The organism is uncultured Ruminococcus sp., assembly GCF_947301925.1.
In the GTDB taxonomy this organism is placed as follows: Bacteria; Bacillota; Clostridia; order Oscillospirales; family Ruminococcaceae; genus Ruminococcus.
Window position 1 is genome coordinate 67,701 of the sequence record NZ_CAMYUE010000013.1, and the last position, 21,258, is coordinate 88,958.

A 21,258-nucleotide genomic window follows, 5' to 3' on the forward strand; every position below is an offset into this window, starting at 1 on the left:
AAAAAAGAGCAGTCCATACGGACTGCTCTTTCGTTATATTCAGTAATAAATTACTTCATAGCCTCTTCAACAGCAACTGCGCAGGCAACTGTTGCACCAACCATGGGGTTGTTGCCCATACCGATAAGACCCATCATCTCAACGTGAGCAGGAACTGAAGATGAACCTGCGAACTGAGCGTCAGAGTGCATACGGCCGAGAGTATCTGTCATACCGTAGGAAGCAGGACCTGCAGCCATGTTATCGGGGTGGAGTGTACGTCCTGTACCGCCGCCTGAAGCTACTGAGAAGTACTTCTTGCCAGCGTCAACGCGCTCCTTCTTGTAAGTACCTGCAACGGGGTGCTGGAAACGTGTGGGGTTAGTGGAGTTACCTGTGATGGAAACGTCTACGTTCTCCTTCCACATGATAGCAACGCCTTCTCTTACGTCGTTAGCGCCGTAGCAGTTAACCTTTGCACGGAGACCGTCGGAGTATGCCTTGCGGAATACTTCCTTAACCTCGCCTGTAGCGTAGTCCATCTCTGTCTCAATGTATGTAAAGCCATTGATACGAGCAATGATCTGAGCAGCGTCCTTGCCGAGACCGTTGAGGATAACGCGGAGGGGCTTCTGACGAACCTTGTTTGCCTTCTCAGCGATACCGATAGCACCCTCAGCAGCAGCGAATGACTCGTGACCTGCCAGGAATGCGAAGCACTCTGTGTCCTCTTCAAGGAGCATCTTGCCCAGGTTGCCGTGGCCGAGACCAACCTTACGCTGATCAGCAACAGAACCGGGGATGCAGAAAGCCTGGAGGCCTTCGCCGATAGCTGCAGCAGCGTCAGCAGCTCTTGTGCAGCCCTTCTTTATAGCGATAGCGCAGCCTACTGTGTAAGCCCACTTTGCATTTTCAAAACAGATAGGCTGGATACCCTCAACGAGCTTGTAGATGTCGAGGCCCTTTGCCTTGCATACATCAGCACACTCCTCGATAGAGCTGATGCCGTAGTTCTTGAGAACGTCGAGGATCTGCTTCTCACGTCTCTCATATGATTCAAATAAAGCCATTTTACAAGTCCTCCTTATTCTTTTCTGGGATCAACGATCTTTACTGCGTCAGCAACTCTGCCGTACTGGCCCTGAGCCTTCTCGAATGCAGTATTAGCATCATCGCCTGCCTTGATGAAGTCCATCATCTTACCGAAGTTGATGAACTTATAGCCGATGATCTCGTCGTCCTCATTAAGAGCGAGACCTGTGATATAGCCGTCTGTGAGCTCCAGATAACGGGGACCCTTCTTCAGTGTACCGTATGTAGTACCGATCTGTGAACGGAGGCCCTTACCGAGGTCCTCAAGACCTGCACCTATAACAAGACCGCCCTCGGAGAATGCAGACTGTGAACGTCCGTAAACGATCTGGAGGAAGAGCTCTCTCATAGCTGTATTGATAGCGTCACAAACCAGGTCTGTGTTAAGAGCCTCAAGTATAGTTCTGCCGGGGAGGATCTCAGCAGCCATAGCAGCTGAATGAGTCATACCGGAGCAGCCGATAGTCTCAACAAGTGCCTCCTGGATAACGCCTTCCTTGACATTGAGTGTGAGCTTGCAGGTACCCTGCTGAGGAGCACACCAGCCGATGCCGTGTGTAAAGCCTGAAATGTCCTTTATTTCCTTAGCCTTGACCCACTTAGCTTCCTCAGGGATCGGAGCAGCGCCGTGAGCAACGCCCTGTGCGATAGGGCACATTGTTTCAACTTCGTGCGAATAAATCATATAAATACTCCTTTCGGTTTTTAGGCAGCGGATTCACTGCCCTGCATACTTTTTTATTATACATCATTTCATAATGTTAATCAAGAAAAAACAGTAAAAATAAGAACTATACTTGTTAGCATTTTCTAACTTAATCGGTCATCTTTTAAGCATTTATTGTTGATTTTTCGCCTGATTTGTTATATAATATTTCCGTTGACTGTTTATAAAGGAGTGATCTCAATGGCATCAGATCATGCAGAAAAGGCCTGCGCTCTGTTCGCGGGAGGGCTGAACTGTGCCCAGTCTGTATTTGCCGCATTCTCAGATGTGACAGGTATGGACGAGGAGCTCGCACTGCGTCTCTCCTCCTCATTCGGAGGCGGTATGGGACGTATGAGAGAGGTCTGCGGCACCTGCTCCGCCATGTTCATGGTGGCAGGCGTGCTGTACGGGCTTGGCGGCAGCTACACCCACGAGGAAAAGGCAGAACACTACCGCCGCATACAGGAGCTGGCTGCTCTTTTCAGAGAAAAGCACGATACCATCATATGCAGCGAGCTGCTGAAGGGACTGAAGGTCACAAGCACTCCCGAGCCCGAAAGACGCACAGAGCAGTATTATAAGGTACGCCCCTGCGTGAAGTTCGTGCGGACAGCTGCCGAGATACTCGACAGATACATAGAGGAGCATCCTGTCACAGCGGAGAAATGACCGCTGCACCGTATTTTTACATTTTGTTTATTGCAATTCTCACTAAAATGCTATATAATAATATCAGCACCTATCCTGAAACAAATGCGTCACCCGAAGGGAAGTGATAGCCTTTATGAGTACAAGCAGAAGCTCGGAGATGATCCGTGATTTTGTCGCCAATAACCAGAAGCTGTTTGAGGAGACAAATGAGAGGTTCATTTATGCTATCGGTTTTGCTCTCTGCCTTCTTGCTCACACAACGTATCTTATAATGTTCATCATTCTCCGCGTAAGAGAAATGATGTATTTCAATATATTCAGCGTAGTATTCTACCTGAGTCTCACTATCCTCATTCTCATTCTGAGGAAAGGCCAGAATATACTGGTTTATTCTGCCGCGACGGAAGTCATAGTCCACGCCTCCCTCGCTACATACCTTATGGGCTGGGAGCCCGATTTCGGCATACTCCTGCTCATAATCATACCTGTTCTCTTCCTTGTGATGAAGGGACGGCTTCTTGTGCCGTACATATTCTCGGCACTTTCAATGGGGATGTTTATCTGGCTGAGAGTCAGAAAGATCAGCAACGCAGAGCTGAAGTACAATTTCACGAGCAATAAGATAATCGGTTCGCTTTATATTTTCAACGCCGTTGTCGGCGTACTCGCTATGGTATATATTCTTACAGTGTATATGCTCAAGCGTGTGAATATGGAATACAAGCTTACAGCGCAGAGCGAAGAGTTCAAGAAGGCGGCCTCCATAGACCCGCTGACCCAGCTCTTCAACCGCCGCGCAATGAACGAGAAGATAAGGGAAATACGCAGGAACAGCGTTACCCCCCGAAGCAGATACGTCATCGGTATAGGCGATATCGACAACTTCAAGAGCATAAACGATACCTACGGCCACGATACAGGCGACAAGGTGCTTGTATACGTCGCAAACCTTTTCATAAGCCTTATCCCCGACGGCGGATATGCCGCACGCTGGGGCGGAGAGGAATTCCTTTTCGTGCTGCCCGAATCACAGATAGTGGACGGGCTCGACTTCACCGATCAGTTACACAAGTCCCTCAGAGCCCATACCTTTGAGATCGACGACTGTCTCTTCGGCGTCACCATGACCTTCGGCGTAAGCGAGGGCATACCAACAGACAAGATCGACACCGTTATCACCCACGCCGACAAAAGGCTGTACAAGGGCAAGAACAACGGCAAGAACCACACGGAATACACAGACTGAAAAAAGCTCCCCGAGGGGAGCTTTTCTGTTTGCATAGGAGAAAAGGGCTCCTGCGGGAGCCCTTTCCTGAGAGGGTATTATTATTTTCCCGTATAGGGAAGGCTGCTTATCTTTTTCAGCAGGTACTCCTGTATGCGGAGGGCGTCATTTGAGGTAAGTCCCTCAGTCTCGGGATCAACATCGCCGTTGAGCTTGCCCTGCTCCGTAAGGTGCTTGTCGAAGGAGCCGTTAAGACCGTACTTATTGGGATTAGCCAGAGCCTGCATGATGAGTATGGCGTCTGCCAGCTCAACTGTGCCGTCGCAGTTGGTATCGCCGTTGCCGCCGATTTTTACCGGAGGTACTGTTGTAGTAGTGGTAGTTGCGGAAGATGTGGTGGTAGTTGAAGTGGTGGTGGTAACTGCGGGAGCCTCTCCCTGCGGGTACTCATATACCACCTGTATGCTTGTATATCTGAGATCAAGGTGATCTTCCTTTTCCGAGGCTTCCCACCACTGCTGGAGCTCTACCTTACCCTCGATGATCGTGGCCTCAAGGTCCTCCTTGACCTTTTCTTCGCCCTCGCCTGTCTCTCTGGTGAATATGCCGTCAAACTTCACTGTTGCGGTGGACTTGCTGCCCAGTCCCATGCTGTAGCTCTTGTATGTCCAGAAGCCTGTGCCGTCCTTGGCCTTTACGTTCATACATACCGCACAGCCTGCCGTACCCCAGCCGGAGCCTTCGGGAGATGTTACGGAGCCGTTCATCACTATCTTTGAAAGGTGCTCTGCGTCCTCGATGGGAACTACCACGAAGCCCTTGTCGTTTGTCATGGACTCTATATCCGTGAACTCCACTGTCCTGACCTCGGTCTTTGTCTCCTCGTAGGTCTTGAGTCCGTCAAAGGCGTCGGCCTTGTCGGATACTACGACCATAGCTGCGGAGAATGCAGGGAGCTCTGCATTGACCTTGTTATCCTTGACGTCCTTGATGATGTTGATTAGCTTTATCTCCTCGCTGTCGCCGAATACGGCATATACAGCAGCAGACTTGTACTCCTTGTCCGCATTTTTAAGGTCGATGACTGCATTTTCGGCAGACTTCTGATCCTTATTGGTGATCATTACAGTTACCTTCGAGTCGTCATCAGCGTTTACAGCCGCATATGTGCTGGACTTTGACACGTCCTCGGTAGACGCAGGTATAAGGGTATCGCCGAAGCAGCCGCCCTTGCCGTCGTAGTTGGTGTAGAGGTCGATACCTGCCAGAATGAAGGGCTCGCCGCCCCATAATGTTGCGAAGTATACGCCCTGATCCGCATAGCAGCCCAGAGCCTCTGCCTGAGCGATAGTGCCGGAGGCATTGTCGCCGCCTCCGAAATTATACTCCGAGATACCCAGCTTTGTACCGGGATAATACTTGTCTATGGAGTTCTTTATAGTCGGAAGAATAGGCACGTTCTCCATGCACCACTGTCCTATCCAGCTATTCTCAACGAAGCCCGGCTCATAAAGAGTACGGACGGACTGAAGTCTGTCGTCGATACCGTTTCTTGCTGACTCAGAATAATAGTGTATATCCAGAACGTCAAGAAGTCTTGTTCCGCTCTCCTCGGAGGCCTTGCGCATCTGATCCAGATAGCAGTCCAGATACCAGTGGTAATTGTTGGCCTTCTTTATTTCCTCCCACTCGGTATGAGCGTCGTCATCGTCCAGATGATCGAATGCGGTATAACCGTACAGTGCTGGTCCGAACACCTCAGCCTTGGGATCCAGCTTCTTAACAGCCTTTGCCATTTCGACGGACTTGCTGCCCAGCTCCTCGATAGTTACGGGCTCGGGGTGCATCCTGCTGTGAGTGTCGTTCCAGAGCACGGGCTCGTTATCCAGGCTGTAGCCCTGTATGCCTGTGGGAGACTGGGAATCGCCCAGCTTATTGATGATATAGTTCACATACTCGTCCATGTAGACAACTCCGTCCGTCAGGTCGGGAGTATCCGCAAAGGGAGCGTTCTTTGTGAGGACCACCTTGTTCCAGCGGTCTGAGGGAGCCTTTTCCTCCTCGGAAACGGGACCGTTCTTGTCTGCGGAAACATATCCCGCCAGCTGGAGAGTAGTCAGCTTGTAGTTGACACCGTACTTTGCCGCCTGCTTTGAGAGTACCTGTACGCAGTCCGCAGGAGAGTCGGAATCCGAAAGATTGTTGTCAGAGCTGTGCTTCCAGTCCGAGCCCGCATTGGAAGCGTTGGTCTCCCAGTTGTAGGCAGTCATACGGTTGCCGCCCTGACGTACAGCCGTAGCCTTAACGTCCTTCAGGTCGGCGGTATACTGATTCACGCCGTAGATAAGAGGAGATATCTCCTTTTTTGTGCCCTTGAGGTCAACTGTCACGTTCATGTCATAGCCTCCTGCCGCACTTGCGGTATTATGAGGGATACCGCTCACGGGCGATGTCACGGTGCAGCCCGAAACTACGCAGGCTGCAATGAATGCTGCTGTTTTTTTCATGTTTTTTTCCTCCGTTTTCTGCTCCGCCGTAATGCCGTCGGCGGATATTCTCAACAGCCTTAGCTGCTGTTTCCTATAGTTCACCCTCTCCCCACCACGGGACCTGGGGGACCACCTCGTCCTGCACGCCGTCCTCACGCCTGAATTCACCGCGCATCCACAGCTCCACATTGGGATCCATGTACTGAAGATAATTGGTTATGCTCTTTGCCAGCACAAGTATCAGAGTAAGAGGTATCTGATGTGTGTAGCCGTAGAGTATCACGGGCTTGTCCGCTATATCCGCGGATACCCTCCATACAAGCCCGAACCTGTCCAGCCTGTCGATTATGTGCTGCACCCTTTCAAGTTCAATGCCAAGCTTTTCGGATATCATCTCCACCGAGAACATCTTGTTGCGCACGCTTGCGCCGAGGTAGCTGATAATGCTTATAGCGTCCGCGTCCGCAAGGGTATTGAAGAGCCTTATCATATTTGTAGTATCCCCGAAGTAGCTGTTGACTCCGTTTTCCGGTATCTCAAGGAAGCAGAAGTACCTGAGATCGGGATTTATACGGGCTACTGCAAGTTCGCGGTCGGTTTTCAGTCCTGCGAAGGTCTCATGCTCATAGCTGTCATGGAGCCTTCCCACCGTATCGCTGCCGGGATTGCAGGCACACAGCGCAGTATACATTATGCGCATGAGCTTCTCAGAGAGCTGCTCGGGAGACGTTGAGCGTATCTCATCGTTGACCAGCTGCTCTATATCCCTCTCGCTGTCAACTATATCAACGCCAAAAAGCGAATCAAGGGAGGTATTCAACTCCTTTGCCAGACGCGGCAGCAGCTCGCAGTCGGGATAGCTGGTATTCTCCCACTTTGAAACAGCCTGGGGCGACACATTGAGACGTACCGCCAGCTGCTCCTGAGTGAGACCAAGAGCCTTTCTCCGTTTTACTAGATTTGTTCTGAAAACGCTTTTTCTGTCCATGGTACACCTCCTATTCTCCGTTTACTTTACATTTATATTGTATCACAACCTAAAGTAGAATACAAGCGAATTATTATTGACTTTTTACAACCGTTAGTTGAGAAATGCGTTTTTGCTCCCCACAGTAGTGACAAAACAAAATAATACCCGCAAACGGCGCTGTGCCGCTTACGGGTACTTGTATAATCAGAATATCATCCGAAAAAACGCTCCTCCAGCATAAGGCAGAGGCAGTGGTACACGGGCAGATGCAGTTCCTGTATCATATAGGTCTCGATCTGGGGAACCTTTATGCACACGTCCGCCAGATCTGAGAGGCGGCTGTCCTTTGCGCCTGTAAGGCCAATGACCTTCATGCCCTTAGCCTTTGCAGCCACCGCTGCATAGAGCACGTTTTTGCTGTTTCCCGAGGTGGATATGCCCAGCAGCACATCTTCCTCCCTGCCGTAGCCGTTTACCTGCTGTGCAAAGCAGAGCAGAGGCTCGCAGTCGTTCATATAGGCAGTCGTCAGCGCAGGGTGACCGTCCAGAGCTATTGCAGGGAGAGCTCCCTGAAGATTATCCGCCAGCACCTTTCCCAGCTCTCCGTCAACGGCAGTCAGCTTCTCCGCAAAGTCACCGATGACCTTTCTCGGCAGCTTGAATCCCTTCATAAGCTCCCCCGCGATATGTTCCGCGTCTGCTGCTGAGCCTCCGTTGCCGCAGATGAGCAGCTTTCCGCCCTTGCTGTAGCTCTCCTCCATGAGAATATATGCGTTTATGATGTCATCCTTCGCCGCTTCAAGAACGGGATATCTCTCAATAAGAAGCTCAATATGTTTCATAAGCTTTTCGTTCATTTATTCTCCTCCTGCTCCTCTGACAGTATCCTTTCAACAGCTGCCAGCAGACTGTCTGCGGTGATATCCTGTCCTAAGTCCTCACTGCCGATAAGAGCCGTCCTGCACCCTGCATTCTTTCCTGCAAGGATATCGTTTTCACCGTCGCCTGCCATCCATGAACGGGACAGGTCTATATTCAGCTCCTCTGCCGCTTTGAGCAGCATACCTGCCTTTGGCTTGCGGCAGCTGCAATCCGTCTTCAGCTCGGGCACCTCTCCCTCATAGCCCTTGTGAGGGTGGTGGGGACAGTAGTATATACCGTCAAGGTAAGCCCCCTCCTGTCCGAGAAGGGTCTCCATTTTGTTGTGTATCTCCGAGAGCTCCCCGAAGGTGACCTCTCCCCTTGCGATAACCGGCTGATTGGTGACCACCACCGCAAGAAAGCCCGATGTGTTTATCCTGCGCACTGCCTCTGCTGCTCCGTCAAGAAGCTCAAACTGCTCTATATCACGCAGAAAGCCCACATATTTGTTTATTGTGCCGTCACGGTCGAGGAAAACCGCCCTCTGCTTATGCTTCAGGTTACGCGCACTTACCCTGCCTGCGGCAAAATCCGCACACACCGCCTCATAGCGGTCGGGAGTGCCCATATCCTTGACATACTCGGGACTGTCATAGCAGAACATCTTTCCGCTGCCGCAGAGGGGCTTCAGTATCTGCCTGTCAAGGTCCACCTTTACGGTCTTTCCGTCTCTTTCCGTACCAACCTCGTCGGCGCTGATGCCGCACATATCAAGAGCAAGGGGCGATATAACGTGAAGTCCCGCATTGACTCTGTTCCTGTACCACTGCGGACGCGATTCCTCCTTGGTCAGCCATTTCTCCGCAGCACCGCTGTCATCGGCTATAAGAAGGCCGCTGTCGTAGGGGTGGCTGTTGGGGTGGGTGAAAAGGGTGACAAGGCCGCCTTTTTCCCTGTGATAGGCCACAAAGCGGTTGAAGTCTATATCGAATACCGCGTCTGCATTCAGCAGCAGGAAATCCTCGGTGAGCTGCGGACGGAGCTTCAGCAGAGCTCCCGCATTGCCAAGGGGCTGCTCCTCCACGAAGTATTCTATGTTCACGCCGAAGGAGCTTCCGTCACCAAAATAGTTCATGATATGCTCCGCAAGGTGTGAAACGGTTATTATGATATCGGTGAAGCCCTGCTCCCTGAGACACGCTATCTCGTGCTCCAGAACGGGCTTGCCCTCTATCCTTATCATCGGTTTCGGTATATCAGAGGCCACGGAGCTTATTCTGGTGCCCCTGCCTCCTGCCATGATAACTGTTTTCATATCATTCATCTTCCCTTGGTTCGTAGGTCTCGGGAGTATAGTATATCACCTGTGTGCCGCTGTTCTCGAACTCAAAGGGGATATACATAAGATCCTTCATGGCCTCTCTTACCCTTTTGCGGTCGTCGGGGCGCACATAGAATACCAGGAAGCCGCCTCCGCCTGCGCCAAGAAGCTTTCCGCCCACAGCGCCTGCGGCTATGCCTCTCTCGTAGAGAGCGTCTATGCTGTCGGTGCTTACTGCGGAGCCCGTCTGTCTTTTCAGTCTCCAGGTATGGTCAAGGAGCCTGCCGAAGTCGTCAAGGTCTGCATTCCTGTCAGTTAGTATCCTTTCCGCGTCGTCCACAAGGCTGTACATCTCCATGAGCTGAGCGGTCTTGTCGGCAGAGCCCAGATTGTTCGCCTGCTGTACAGCTGCCGAGAAACGGGTAAAGCCCGTGAAGAACATCATAAGATTGTCGTTGAGCTGCTTCTTTCTCTCGGGACTGATTATCACGGGAAGCACCTCATAGCCGTCGGCGCTGAAGTTTATCCTGTTGAAGCCGCCGAAGGAAGCGGCGATCTGATCCTGCCAGCCGCCTGCCTCGTCGCAGAGGACTCTCTCAAGGTGGATAGCCTCGTCCGCCAGCTTTTTCTTGTCGGCGTATCTGCCCTTGAGGGCGTAGAAGGCATTGAGCATACCCACAGCGAATGATGAACTTGTGCCAAGACCCGATCTTGCAGGGAGATCAGCCTCATAGGTGAGCCTTATCTCGTGCATATCCAGCATTTTCATGGCATTCCTGATAGCAGGATGAGCTATGGAGTCAACATCTGTGACACGCTCGGTCTTTGAGTAGGAAAACTCCGACCTGTAGTCGAAAAACCTGGGCAGATGCCTGACGTTGACATAGCAGTATTTATCAAAGGTGGTGGAGAGTACCGCACCGCCGTGCTCTCTGAAAAAGCTCTCCATATCTGTTCCGCCGCCGAAAAACGACATACGGAAGGGTGTTTTGGTGATTATCAAACCTATGACCTCCAGTTTTGCTGTCCCCGCAGCCCGCAGAGACGTCAGCTGTCATTGTATCCATTACAGAATATACATATTGATTATATCATAAAGCCCATAAAAAAGCAACAGCCAAAGAGATATATACGATTTCTGTTGCATTTTTTTCCTGTTTGTGATATACTTTACTTACATTTTACATGAAAGGTACAGCAACAAATGAAAAGATCATCTGCATTTATAGCCGCAGCCCTTTCGGCTGTGCTGTTTATAGGCTGTTCTGCCTCAAAGAAAACTCAGTTCAAAGTTTCCACCGAACTGAAGGCCGCCGAGGAACAGAGAACTCTCCCCGTTCTGTCGATCCAGACAGTCAGCGACGACAGAAAGGTAATGGAATTCGTAAGAAAACCCGTGGCAAAGCACGTTTCCGAGCAGATCGCCTCGTGGACTCCCAATTACGAAATGCCTCCCGAGCCCTACTACGAGGACTGCACCGTCACTCTCACCGGCAGTGACGGCACTTCCCTGCTCGCCTCTGCCGAAGCACAGGTGAAGGTCCGCGGAAACTGGACCACCACCTACGACAAAAAGCCGCTTAGGATAAAATTCACCGAGAAGCAGAGCCTTCTGGGGCTCAATAACGGCGAAGCCATGAAGAACTGGCTGCTCCTTGCGGAATACAAGGACGGCTCCATGCTGCGCAACAAGGCCGCCCTCTACGCCGCACGCGGACTCATGGAGGAGGACGGTCTCTACGCCGCCGACTCCGAGCTGGTAACCGTGAAGATAAACGGCGAATACTTCGGCGTGTACCTGCTCTCCGAGATGCAGCAGGTCAGCTCCCACAGAGTTGATATCACCGAGCCCGAAAAGGATTACACAGGCACGGATATCGGCTATTTCATGGAATATGACGGCTATTACAGCTATGAGGACGAGCTTCACGGCTTCTCCCTTGATTTTGCGGACAACGCTCCCCTGACGCCCTATGACGGCAGCAAGGACGGCGGCGGCAGGACCATGTCCCCCACGCCCCATAGGAACGAAGTCGGCATGACTATAAAGAGCACCATAAACTCAAAGGAGCAGCACGATTTCATAGAGAGCTACGTCAACAACGTCTACAGGATAATGTATGAGGCAGCCTACAATGACAAGGCCTACGCATTCAGCGCGGACTATTCCTCCATTGCTCCCGCCGATGATATGACTCCCCGTCAGGCAGTCGAAAAGGTAGTAAACGTAAACTCCCTTGCGGATACCTACATCATAAGCGAGCTCACCTGTGATGCGGATATCTACTGGTCAAGCTTCTACATGGACGCTGATTTCGGCCCCGAGGGCGACGGCAGGCTCACCTTTGAAGCTCCCTGGGACTTCGATTCCGCCATGGGCAACAAGGATCGCTGCCTTGACGGAAAGGGCTTCTACGCGGCAAATATTGTCCCCGACGTAAACGGCGGATCGGCTGTAGGCGGCTATGATACCATAAACCCGTGGCTGGCTGTCCTCGCCTATGAGGACTGGTATCAGGACATCGTAAAGGAAAAGTGGACAAAGGCCTACGACAGCGGTCTGTTCACCCGTACCTGCCAGCTTGTGGCCGATGACAGCCAGCAGCTTGCAGATGAATTCGACAAGAACTACTCCAAGTGGAAGAATCTCACCGAGAACAGGCCTTTTATTGACGAGCTCTCTGAGCCCGCAAAGGAATGCCGCAGCCAGCTTGACGCAGGCGCCTTCCTTATCGACTGGCTCAACAAGAGGATAGACTTCCTCAACAGCAAATGGCATAAATAAAACTATCTCCGCAGACAGCACAGGGTCTGCGGAGATTTTTTCATGTACAGGCGGCTTATATAGTCGCCGTGCAATACTTCATATTGTTTTTACTCCATGATACCTATAAAATACTGGCGTATCTCATCAGGCATGGAAGCTTCCTCACGGCCATTCCGCCATATCCATCCCTCTGAGAAATTCAGCTGATATACATTACCGTCGCTGCCGTTGAAAATTCCCTGCGGCAATCCGTCGCAGGTACAGGGCTGATAGCTGAGGCTGCTGAGAAGAGCGTTCAGCCATGCTGTATCCTCCGGGGAACAGGTCAATGCGTAAATATCACTTCTTATCTGCCATTCAATGTAGGGATTTTTTGAAGGATCCATTGAAGGCAGGGTGATCTTTTCATTGGGATAATGCACCTCTGCCGTAGTAACGGTGGTCGGCTTAGGTTTTGTCTCCGCAGCAGTCGGAGAGGTCTTCCACTGCAATGAGGTCTGCACGGCCGTTGTCACCGCCGCATCGTCCTCCTCGCGGGGAGCCTCGGTGTTTTCCACGGCTGCGTTATCCCCGTTACTGTCCTTCTCCCCTTCTGTATTATTTCTTTCCTTTGTTACTTTCTCTACAGACTCCGATGTCCTGACTGTAGTCGCCTCAGCATTTTCGGAGCTGCTTTTCTCTTTTCCGCCGCCTGCTTTCAGCCCGTCATTATCCGTGGTGTCCTCCGCCGTGGTATCAACGGACTCCACAAGGACAGGCGGACGCCTTTTCAGCATCAGCGCACCTCCTGCGCCTATGCCTGCAATAAGCAGCACCGCAGAGGCTATGGCGGCTATCCTCTGCCATGTGATACCGCCGTACTTCTCCACGCCCGAAACGGTGATATCCTTATGGTATGTGTTTTCGGGCTTTGCATTATCAGCAGCCGCTTCCTTTACGATATCTTCGTCTATCATATTTACGGCTTCAAAAATATCCAGCTTATCCATGATAATACCCCTCTTTCGTTAAGAATTCCTTCAGCTTTTTCCTTGTCCTGAAAAGATATGTAGCCACAGTCCTCTCGTTCATGCCGTAGAGCTCCGCAACAGCTGCAAGCGAATCGCCGTACCAGTAACGCCTTACGAAAACCTTTCTGTGCTTTTCGTCCTGAGTTCTGAGGAAGCTGCTTATGAGCCCCGCCAGCTTCTCCGCTGAGATATCGCCCCCGTTCCTGTCGGGCACACATTCCGCCAGCTCGTCCAGCGACACTGTGAGCTGCGGGTTTCTTTTCTCCGCCGAGTTGTATTTCAGCCTGTCTATGGCCTTGTTTTTCACTATACGGCACAGATATGTCTTCAGGTCGTCGGGACGTTCGGGCGGTATATTGCGCCACACATCGAAAAACGCCGTATTCACGCACTCCTCGGCGTCCTCTGGGGAGAGCAGGTTCCCTGCGATACTGAAGCACAGTCTTTCGTAGCTGCGTCTGAGCTCCGCGATGGCGCTCTCATCTCTTTTCAGGAGCAAGTCCATAATAGACGCGTCGTCCATATAATAAGCCTCCTTTCACGAGGCATGAGGTCCTCTTGCCTATATAGTCGAGATACGAAGCCGCATATTTCACCCTTACGAAAAAAACTGCCGTGCTTAACCGCCCGGCAGCTCTTTTCTCATTATGCAAAGGTCGAATACGTCAATGCAGTCATCGGGGTAAAGGTCGCCTGCCAGCCAGTCGTCGAGAGGCTCGCCGCCCTTTGTCAGCCATTTCTGCATGGATACCAGATCAGCTGTGTCGAACTTTCCGTCGGAATTCACATCGCCGCGGACGAAGCTCTTTTTCTTCCACTGATTGACAAGGCCGTTCATGCGCCTCTCCGCAAAATCTCTTACCAGCTCCACTGAATCCATGAAGTCCTTTCCGCTGGAATTGCCGAAAACGCTGTAATCGGGGCCTCCATAGGTATGCCAGCGTGCGTTGTTCATCTCCGCGGAGGACTGTATGCTCTCGGCAAGCTCCTTTATATACGGGTCTTCCTTATCGGTGAGCCTTTCAAGGAAGGGCATGAGCCGCCCGAAATAGGCGCTTGCGGCACGTCTTGCAAAATTCTTGTTCTTGTAGAGCTGTCCCACCCAGCTTACGCCGAGGGTATCCCGTCCGCTCTCCTTATAGCCGTGTATGGGGAAGCATATGACGAACAGGTTATCGGTATTCATGGAATACGCCGAAAGGCCGTCGGAATTGGACTTCACAGCCCTGAAATTGCCGTAGGTCAGATCCATATCCCATACGGGGCCGAAATGTATCCTGCCGTCGCCCTTTTTGTCGGACTCCTTCCACATATAGAAGCTGGTATTGGTAGCGTCGATATTCTCGCTGAACTCCTGTAAAAGATAGGCGTCTATAAGGGAATCCACGTCCATATAGTCGCTGTAGTGCTTTCCCTTGGAGTTATAACCGTCCTCGGAGTATATAGCGTCCTCCATATCCTGAACGAAGGCGCGGATATACTCCACCTGCGCCTTTGAAGCGTACTCGGGGCCGTCTATCTCAACAGCCTGTCCGCGTGAGGTGACAAAGCCGCTGTCTGACTTGATGCCGTACCTGTTCCACTGCTGAAGCTGCAAAAGATATCCGCCCGTGATATCATCGGGATCGTTGGGAATATCATAGTATTTATAGCTGTTCTCAATGTACTCGCTGACTTTTGCCGCTCCCTCGGCCTTATGAGGGTATTCCTTCAGCGCCTTGTCGTTGAGCTTCTCTGTCTTTTCCTCAAGATCCCGTATATCCACGCGGTTCTTCTGTATCTGCATCCTCTCGCTGAGCTGATAGGTGCCGCGATAGGAGCCGTCCGCATAGAGATCAACGAAGACCGAATCCAGAACATAGTCCATACCTATAGCTTTTGCCATTTCCTCGGCGGTCTTGTTCCTGAGCATGGAATGATCCAGATAATTGGACAGCAGCACCCACTTCTTGGCGCTGCCCATACCGAAAAGGTCCTCCTTCTGAGGCAGCTTCAGGTTATATGACTTCTTCTTGCTGTAATCCCATGAGGAATTGCCGTGTGAGGTGATCTTCTCGATATCGCCGATGTATTCTGTGCCGCCCTCGGCATTGACCATTGCCGCCGCGCCTGTTTCGGTGAGGCGGCCGTTCTTGTCCAGCGCACCAAGTCCCAGATGTGATGTGGTCAGGAATATGCAGCCCAGCTGAGACTGCATGATCTTCAGTGTGCCGCAGTCCTTCTTCCCGACTTTTACCTGAAACTCGTCCGCTTCACTGAGCACAGAGGTCATCTCCCCTGATATTACGGGAACGTCGTTGAGAGTAAGCTCACCCTTTGCCTCATAGGTTATCCTGAGACTGCTCCTGTCCGCAGTTGAGGGCAGGAAGATATAGCGGCAGTCCTCCCACTCGCTGTACCACCAGTCGGTATAGTCAAAGGCCACATCAGTATCGGGGGAGAGCTCGCTGACCTCAAGATCGGATACGGGTATCTTCTCGTATACAAGCTTGTTCTCCTCGTCCTCTTTCTTTTCGCTGTCCGCGAAGGAATACCGCGGAACAGCTGCGGCGGCAGCTGTCATCACCGCAAACAGCAGCGCCAGCATTCTCTGCATTATCTTATCCATATGCTTTCTCATCCTCAGACCATCTCCTTAACGGGAACAGCTTTCTGTCGCTTTCCCGTTTGTCTATCTGTATATTAGACGAAGCAAAATATCATTTCTCTCACCTGTTACGATTTTTTTGAGTGAGTCCCGAACCGTTTTTCTCTGTCCATCACATTTATCCCGGTAATCATTATATGCCTGACCCGGGCGATTGTCAATAGAAAAGCCACAGTATACCGACAATTTCATCGGATACTGTGGCTTTAAAGTATTTCTGTCAGCTCCTGCCCAGCAGGTACCTCTGGAGCATTACAGCGTCGGCAACTCCCGTTTCGCTGTCGCGGTTCATATCCAGATTGGACAGTCCCAGACCGCTGAGCTCCGCATTATTTATGAGAGCCTTTCGCATGAGTATCATGTCAAATACGTCCACCTGTCTGTCGCAGTTCACATCGCCTGCAATGCCGTAGAAGCCGAAGTCCCTGACGTTAAACAGATAGCCGTCACCGCCGCGGAACACGAGGTATACGTCGTTCACGCCCTCGCATTGCTTGACAGCGCAGGTCTTTTCAATGTATTCTCCCCAGCCGTCGGTGCCGGCGATATCACAGGTGCCGAGGAGCGTACCCTCCGCGGAGCCCGTGCGTATCTCGATTTTTCCGCCGTCGGTGGCGCTTGCCGCACTTACGCGGAAGCTTTCAGCACCGCTCTCAAAGTCCAGTCCGCGGAACACCACATAGGAGCCGTCGGTGATATAGCCTATCTCGGGGCCGCCCTCCTCGTCTTTGCGTATGCCGCCGTACATGAAGCTGTAGCCGCCTCCGCTGTACTTCTTATACGCAGTGCGGGCAGCAGGCGGCTTTCCGTCGCCGCCCCAGATCTCCAGCTCGTAAACTCTTGCTCCGCCGCTGTTGTCCTGAGTGGCGGTCAGGAGCTCCAGACGGACATATCTTGCGGAAACTCCGCTGACATTACGTCCGCAGGAGCTCTTGGTATTGCCATGTACCTCGGATATCACCGTCCAGCTCTCGCCGTCGGTGCTGGCCTTCAGTACGAAGTCACGGGGATTGAATCTGATATTCTCCTTTACGCCTGCGAAATCCGCGCTCCAGCGCTGTATATCGCACACCTGCCCCAGATCCGCCTGTATCCATTCGCCGCCGAGACCGTCGTCGTGGCACCATTTGGTGCCCTTGTCGCCGTCCACCGCCATGGAAGCGTCCTCGCCGCTGTTTCCGCCGGAGGCCGTTACTTCACAGCCCAGCGCAAGGTTTTTCAGCTCAGAGGCAGTACCCTCAAGCTGAAGCTCCGCGCCGAGAGTATACTCCCCGCCCTTTTCGGTATCGAAGCTCACCTCCGCACCGCCATATCTGACAGTGCAGGTGCCGCCTGATTTTGAAAGGATAGTTGCCTTTTCCAGCCTGCCGTTCTTCCAGCTCATTTCCTTTACCTCAAAATTGCCTCTTGCGCAGAGACCGTTGGCGTGGCCCTCGGACCACTGCTTCGGTATAGCGGGAAGAAGAGTTATAACGTCATTCTGGCTCTGGAGCAGCATTTCCGCCACACCGGAGGTAAATCCGAAATTGCCGTCTATCTGGAAGGGGGGATGAGCGTCCCACAGGTTATCGTAAAGCCGTCCGCTCCTGCTCACGGGAGTGATGAGGAGCTTGATGAGCTTGTATGCGTGTTCGCCGTCCTCAAGTCTTGCCCAGCAGTTGAGCTTCCACGCCTCCGACCAGCCCGTGCCGTCGTCGCCGCGGGCATTCAGTGAAGTGGCCGCCGCCTTTGCGGTGGTAGGATTGTCCTCGGGAGTGATCTCAAAACCGGGATAAAGGGCGTACATATGGGAGATATGGCGGTGCTTCTCATTGGAGTTGTCCCAGTCCTCCGCCCATTCCTGTATCTGTCCCCATTTGCCAATAGTCTCGGGACGTATGAGTGTGAGCTTTTCGTTGAGCTCCTTCCTCAGGGAGCTGTCCTGCCCCAGTATCTCCGAGGCCTCGCTTACGTCCTTGAAGAGCTCTCTTGCTATGCCGTTGTCCATGGTGACGCTGTGAGCCACATAGGTATCGCGGTACGGCGGCAGATTAAGCTCGGGGGACGTACTGGGACTTATGACCATATACTCCTGACCGTTTATATCGGCGGTGGTCATAAGCTGGTTGAGGAACTGTGCGCTGCCCTTTATAACGGGGTATATGTCCGCAAGGTACTCCTCGTCCTGATTGAAGCGGTAGGCGTCATAGAGCATATTCGACACCCACGCGCCGCCTACGGGCCACTGTCCCCAGGTGCCGTCGATAGGCCCCGTCCTGTTCCACAGGTCGGTATTGTGGTGGAGCACCCAGCCCTCGGAAATGCCGTAATGGACTTTTGCGGTCTCATTGCCTGCCTGAGCAAGTCCCTTTGACTTTTCCACGAAGGGAGTGAAGCACTCTGCCAGATTTGTGGTGAAAGCAGGCCAGTAGTTCATCTCGTAGTTGATGTTGGTAGTGGCCTTGCTGCCCCATGCAGGAGCCGAATACTTGTTCCATATGCCCTGAAGGTTCATGGGCTGAGCGTCACGGGAGGCGCTTATCATAAGATATCTTCCGTACTGGAAAAGGGTCTTTACCATCTTCGGGTCGTCGCTGGAACCGAAGGAGGCTATCCTCTGCGGCGCCGTCATGGTGCGTGCAGCCTCGCTGTCTCCGCCCATATCTATATCCACGCGCTTGAAGAGCTCCTGATAGTCCTTTTTGTGGTTTTCGTAAAGCTGATCGTAGGACATACCCTCAGTGCGCTCTATATCAGCCTTTGCGTCGCCCTTTTCGTCGCCGTTGCAGGTCCTGTAGTCCACATAATTTGTGCGCACGGAGGTGATTATCAGCAGAGAATCCGCTCCCGATACCGTCACCTTGCCGTTTCCTGCGCTGACAGTACCGCCCTCGGGCACGAACCTGCTCCGCGTTGAGAAATACACCGCGCCTCTTATCCAGAGATCCTCGTCACCGTGACCGTTTGCAACGAGGGTATCACTGCCGTCGGTGGTCACCGTACCGTTGAGGACTCCGTCATAGCCCGCCGTAAGTGAAACTGACGAAGGGCTGTCGCAGGTTATCCTTGTTACCATGACCTGATCGGGGTGACTTACGAAGGACTCGCGGGTATACCGCTTTCCTCCGAAGGTATAGGAGCTTCTTGCGACTGCGTCGTTCATGTCCAGCTCCCTCGAGTAATCCGACACCTTCTCATGGCCGAAGCTGAGCTTTAGAGCACCCACCTTCTGGTATTTTGCCTCACCGCCCGCGATCATTTCGTGACCCACGATATAATCCGCGTCGGTGTACTTGCCCTGCCTCAGCAGCTCCTGCACCTCGCCGAGGCGCTTTGAAGCGCCGTCCCTGTTGTTGTTGCCTGGGCCCGAGCTCCAGACGGTACATTCGTTGATATCGAATATCTCGTCGGGGTAGTTGCCGTAGGCCATTGCGCCTATACGGCCGTTGCCTATGGGCAGTGCGCGGTAGAAGGACTCGTCATTGTTGAATGCGTTGTCTGTGCTTGTGTAGCCTGCCATACTGTCATAGCGCAGCACGAGGTCGTCATCGTGAGCATATGCAGCCTCTGCGGTCAGGCCTGTGCTTTTCATTCCCCTGAACGGAACGCCGCCGTTTACAGCGGGCACCACCATGCAGGCGGAGATAAAAAGCGAAATGAACTTTCTGGTTCGTCCGGATTTCATTCCTTACCAACTCCCTGAATGTGTATCAACACATTATTTAAGCTGCGTCATATCCACAGCTTTATTTATATCTGTGATACAATTTTAGCACAGGAGCGTACTTTATGTCAACGCACAGAGCAGACCGGAATGGATCGTGCTTAATTTTCAGTCTTCATTTTACAAAAAACCGCATTAAAACATCAAGATTTTAATGTTTGTTTTCAACAAAAACAGGAAGTATATGTTGAGCGGCTGTGTTGCTTTTCGGCACAAAAAAAGAAAACGCACCGAGCTCAGAGTTCCGGTGCGTTTCCTGTTATATACAATTATGAAGGGTCAGATCACGAAATACCGTCCATGTAGCTCTCGGGAAGTGCAGATAATGTTCCCAGGAGGTACTTCTGGATAGCAAGTGCGTCACTGGAAGTGATGCCTGCGCCTGCGTCAACTACGTCGGCATTGTCCTTGCCCTGCTGTGTGAGCTTATACTTATCGGGGTTGGCAAGTGACTGCATTACAAATATAGCGTCAGCCAGCTCAACAACATTGTCGCCGTTGGAGTCGCCCCACTTGGAGACCTTTGCGTTTATGGCAGCCTTTGTGAGCTTGCCGGGTGTTACGGTGCCGGGATCAACAGTACCGCCTGCCTGTCCGCCCTGTCCGCTGAACTGACCGGGATCCATTGTACCGAAGCCGGGATCTGTTGTTGTACCGGGATTGGTTGTTGTTCCGGGATTGGTTGTTGTTCCGGGATTGGTTGTCGTTCCGGGATTGGTTGTTGTGCCGGGATTGGTTGTTGTGCCGGGATTGGTTGTTGTGCCGCCCTCATTTGACTTGAAAGCGTATCTCATGAATGTATAGAGATGAGGCTTTACGGACTCTGCGCCGTGACCGCCGCCGGGGATTGACTGATAAACGTGCTCAACACCGTTATTTGTGAGAATATCGCTGTACTCCTTGGGGAATGTACCAACGACCTGATCGTTTGTACCGCCTGTGATCATGAATACCTCAGGCTCGGGACCAACGTCCCTGAACTTCATCTCGCTGGGCTGCATACAGCCGGGGTGCTCCATGAACATATCCTTGCCGGGAGTGATTCCGGGAGCAGGGCAGGCACCGCCCACATAACCGAAGAGGTCGGGACGCATAAGACCGATATAGATAGCTTCTCGGCCTCCCATTGAGAAACCTGTGATAGCTCTGTTCTCTCTGCCCGTCTTTACGGGATAGTTGGATTCAATGAAGGGGATAAGGCTGTCGGCGATATCATAGAGGAAGTTGTCGTAAGCTGCACAAACCTCCTGATTGATAGCGAAGCCGCCGCCCTGAGCGTTTTTGCTTGTGTACTGGCTGGGAAGAACGATTATCATTTCCTCGGCCTGACCGCTGGAAATAAGACCTGCCATAAGCTCCTGAACGCCCATGCCCGATTTCATGCTCTCCTCATCGCCGCCTATGCCGTGGAGAACATACATTACGGGGTACTTCTTGCTCGAATCGTAATTGGGAGGAAGAACTACGTTGCATCCCTTTGTGCCGCCTGTGAATTTACAGTTATATGTCTTGTGCTCTACCTTGCAGGCACCGCTCTTTTCAACGCCTGCGGGAACAGTTGTGGGCATATCGCCCTTTATCTTTGCGTTGAGGCCCTTTGTAGCGTTTCCGCCGGTGCCGGGATCGCTGCCGATATTTCCGCCGCCGCCGGTGAAGCCGCCTGCGAAGCCGCTCATATCGAAGCCGCCCTGGCCGCCGCCTCCGAACTGGCTCATGTCGAAGCCGCCCTGACCGCCGCCGCCGAACTGGCTCATGTCGAAGCCGCCCTGTCCGCCGCCTCCGAACTGGCTCATGTCGAAGCCGCCCTGTCCGCCGCCGCCGAACTGGCTCATGT

The 21,258-nt window shown here is 52.4% G+C and carries 15 protein-coding genes; 3 read left to right on the forward strand and 12 right to left on the reverse strand.

Annotation, left to right across the window (positions count from 1 at the left end; translation table 11 throughout):
- Positions 1–50 precede the first annotated feature (50 nt).
- Both Q0Y65_RS12665 and Q0Y65_RS12670 read right to left on the reverse strand, forming a co-directional pair.
- On the reverse strand, positions 51–1,049 hold the full coding sequence (locus tag Q0Y65_RS12665) for a GGGtGRT protein (RefSeq protein ID WP_028519851.1): 999 nt from the start codon (positions 1,047–1,049) through the stop codon (positions 51–53).
- A gap of 14 nt (positions 1,050–1,063) precedes the next feature.
- A complete protein-coding gene (locus Q0Y65_RS12670; protein WP_028519850.1) occupies positions 1,064–1,756 on the reverse strand; it encodes an iron-sulfur cluster assembly scaffold protein in 693 nt (230 codons plus the stop codon).
- A 222-nt stretch (positions 1,757–1,978) separates the two neighbouring features.
- On the opposite strand from Q0Y65_RS12670, the gene Q0Y65_RS12675 reads away from it, so the two are divergent.
- Positions 1,979–2,449 carry a C-GCAxxG-C-C family protein gene (locus tag Q0Y65_RS12675; protein WP_297960376.1) on the forward strand — a complete coding sequence of 157 codons (471 nt, stop codon included), beginning with the start codon at positions 1,979–1,981 and terminating at the stop codon, positions 2,447–2,449.
- Between the two features lie 115 nt (positions 2,450–2,564).
- Complete coding sequence (locus Q0Y65_RS12680) at positions 2,565–3,677, forward strand: GGDEF domain-containing protein (protein ID WP_297960378.1); 1,113 nt, start codon at positions 2,565–2,567, stop codon at positions 3,675–3,677.
- 80 nt (positions 3,678–3,757) lie between these two features.
- Here the strand turns inward: Q0Y65_RS12680 and Q0Y65_RS12685 are convergent, their stop codons facing one another.
- The 5 genes from Q0Y65_RS12685 to Q0Y65_RS12705 form a co-directional block, all read right to left on the reverse strand.
- Positions 3,758–6,163 carry a glycoside hydrolase family 44 protein gene (locus Q0Y65_RS12685; protein WP_297960381.1) on the reverse strand — a complete coding sequence of 802 codons (2,406 nt, stop codon included), beginning with the start codon at positions 6,161–6,163 and terminating at the stop codon, positions 3,758–3,760.
- Positions 6,164–6,236: 73 nt separating this feature from the next.
- Positions 6,237–7,133, reverse strand: coding sequence for a helix-turn-helix domain-containing protein (locus Q0Y65_RS12690; protein WP_297960385.1), 897 nt, complete (start codon positions 7,131–7,133; stop codon positions 6,237–6,239).
- Positions 7,134–7,327: 194 nt separating this feature from the next.
- Positions 7,328–7,972, reverse strand: coding sequence for an SIS domain-containing protein (locus Q0Y65_RS12695; protein WP_297960387.1), 645 nt, complete (start codon positions 7,970–7,972; stop codon positions 7,328–7,330).
- Positions 7,969–9,291, reverse strand: coding sequence for an HAD-IIIA family hydrolase (locus tag Q0Y65_RS12700; protein ID WP_297960390.1), 1,323 nt, complete (start codon positions 9,289–9,291; stop codon positions 7,969–7,971). The genes Q0Y65_RS12695 and Q0Y65_RS12700 overlap by 4 nt, the downstream gene beginning before the upstream one ends.
- Position 9,292: 1 nt before the next feature.
- A complete protein-coding gene (locus tag Q0Y65_RS12705) occupies positions 9,293–10,300 on the reverse strand; it encodes a kinase (protein WP_297960393.1) in 1,008 nt (335 codons plus the stop codon).
- 201 nt (positions 10,301–10,501) lie between these two features.
- Here Q0Y65_RS12705 and Q0Y65_RS12710 point away from each other — a divergent pair, with 201 nt between their 5' ends.
- On the forward strand, positions 10,502–12,082 hold the full coding sequence (locus Q0Y65_RS12710) for a CotH kinase family protein (protein WP_297960396.1): 1,581 nt from the start codon (positions 10,502–10,504) through the stop codon (positions 12,080–12,082).
- Positions 12,083–12,171: 89 nt separating this feature from the next.
- Here Q0Y65_RS12710 and Q0Y65_RS12715 read toward each other — a convergent pair whose 3' ends face one another.
- The 5 genes from Q0Y65_RS12715 to Q0Y65_RS12735 form a co-directional block, all read right to left on the reverse strand.
- Complete coding sequence (locus Q0Y65_RS12715) at positions 12,172–13,053, reverse strand: hypothetical protein (RefSeq protein WP_297960399.1); 882 nt, start codon at positions 13,051–13,053, stop codon at positions 12,172–12,174.
- Positions 13,046–13,597, reverse strand: coding sequence for an RNA polymerase sigma factor (locus tag Q0Y65_RS12720; RefSeq protein ID WP_297960402.1), 552 nt, complete (start codon positions 13,595–13,597; stop codon positions 13,046–13,048). The genes Q0Y65_RS12715 and Q0Y65_RS12720 overlap by 8 nt, the downstream gene beginning before the upstream one ends.
- A gap of 96 nt (positions 13,598–13,693) precedes the next feature.
- A complete protein-coding gene (locus tag Q0Y65_RS12725) occupies positions 13,694–15,682 on the reverse strand; it encodes a CotH kinase family protein (protein WP_297960404.1) in 1,989 nt (662 codons plus the stop codon).
- A gap of 259 nt (positions 15,683–15,941) precedes the next feature.
- Positions 15,942–19,385, reverse strand: coding sequence for a glycosyl hydrolase family 95 catalytic domain-containing protein (locus Q0Y65_RS12730; RefSeq protein WP_297960407.1), 3,444 nt, complete (start codon positions 19,383–19,385; stop codon positions 15,942–15,944).
- Positions 19,386–19,708: 323 nt separating this feature from the next.
- On the reverse strand, positions 19,709–21,258 hold a 1,550-nt coding region (locus tag Q0Y65_RS12735; protein ID WP_297960410.1), incomplete at its 5' end, for an alpha/beta hydrolase-fold protein.

What these genes read in the sequence shown, in the direction of transcription:
- Q0Y65_RS12665 (WP_028519851.1), bottom strand. Translation starts at nt 1,049, where the DNA reads ATGGCTTTATTTGAATCATATGAGAGACGTGAGAAGCAGATCCTCGAC.
- Q0Y65_RS12670 (WP_028519850.1), bottom strand. Translation starts at nt 1,756, where the DNA reads ATGATTTATTCGCACGAAGTTGAAACAATGTGCCCTATCGCACAGGGC.
- Q0Y65_RS12675 (WP_297960376.1), top strand. Translation starts at nt 1,979, where the DNA reads ATGGCATCAGATCATGCAGAAAAGGCCTGCGCTCTGTTCGCGGGAGGG.
- Q0Y65_RS12680 (WP_297960378.1), top strand. Translation starts at nt 2,565, where the DNA reads ATGAGTACAAGCAGAAGCTCGGAGATGATCCGTGATTTTGTCGCCAAT.
- Q0Y65_RS12685 (WP_297960381.1), bottom strand. Translation starts at nt 6,163, where the DNA reads ATGAAAAAAACAGCAGCATTCATTGCAGCCTGCGTAGTTTCGGGCTGC.
- Q0Y65_RS12690 (WP_297960385.1), bottom strand. Translation starts at nt 7,133, where the DNA reads ATGGACAGAAAAAGCGTTTTCAGAACAAATCTAGTAAAACGGAGAAAG.
- Q0Y65_RS12695 (WP_297960387.1), bottom strand. Translation starts at nt 7,972, where the DNA reads ATGAACGAAAAGCTTATGAAACATATTGAGCTTCTTATTGAGAGATAT.
- Q0Y65_RS12700 (WP_297960390.1), bottom strand. Translation starts at nt 9,291, where the DNA reads ATGAAAACAGTTATCATGGCAGGAGGCAGGGGCACCAGAATAAGCTCC.
- Q0Y65_RS12710 (WP_297960396.1), top strand. Translation starts at nt 10,502, where the DNA reads ATGAAAAGATCATCTGCATTTATAGCCGCAGCCCTTTCGGCTGTGCTG.
- Q0Y65_RS12715 (WP_297960399.1), bottom strand. Translation starts at nt 13,053, where the DNA reads ATGGATAAGCTGGATATTTTTGAAGCCGTAAATATGATAGACGAAGAT.
- Q0Y65_RS12720 (WP_297960402.1), bottom strand. Translation starts at nt 13,597, where the DNA reads ATGGACGACGCGTCTATTATGGACTTGCTCCTGAAAAGAGATGAGAGC.
- Q0Y65_RS12725 (WP_297960404.1), bottom strand. Translation starts at nt 15,682, where the DNA reads ATGGATAAGATAATGCAGAGAATGCTGGCGCTGCTGTTTGCGGTGATG.
- Q0Y65_RS12730 (WP_297960407.1), bottom strand. Translation starts at nt 19,385, where the DNA reads ATGAAATCCGGACGAACCAGAAAGTTCATTTCGCTTTTTATCTCCGCC.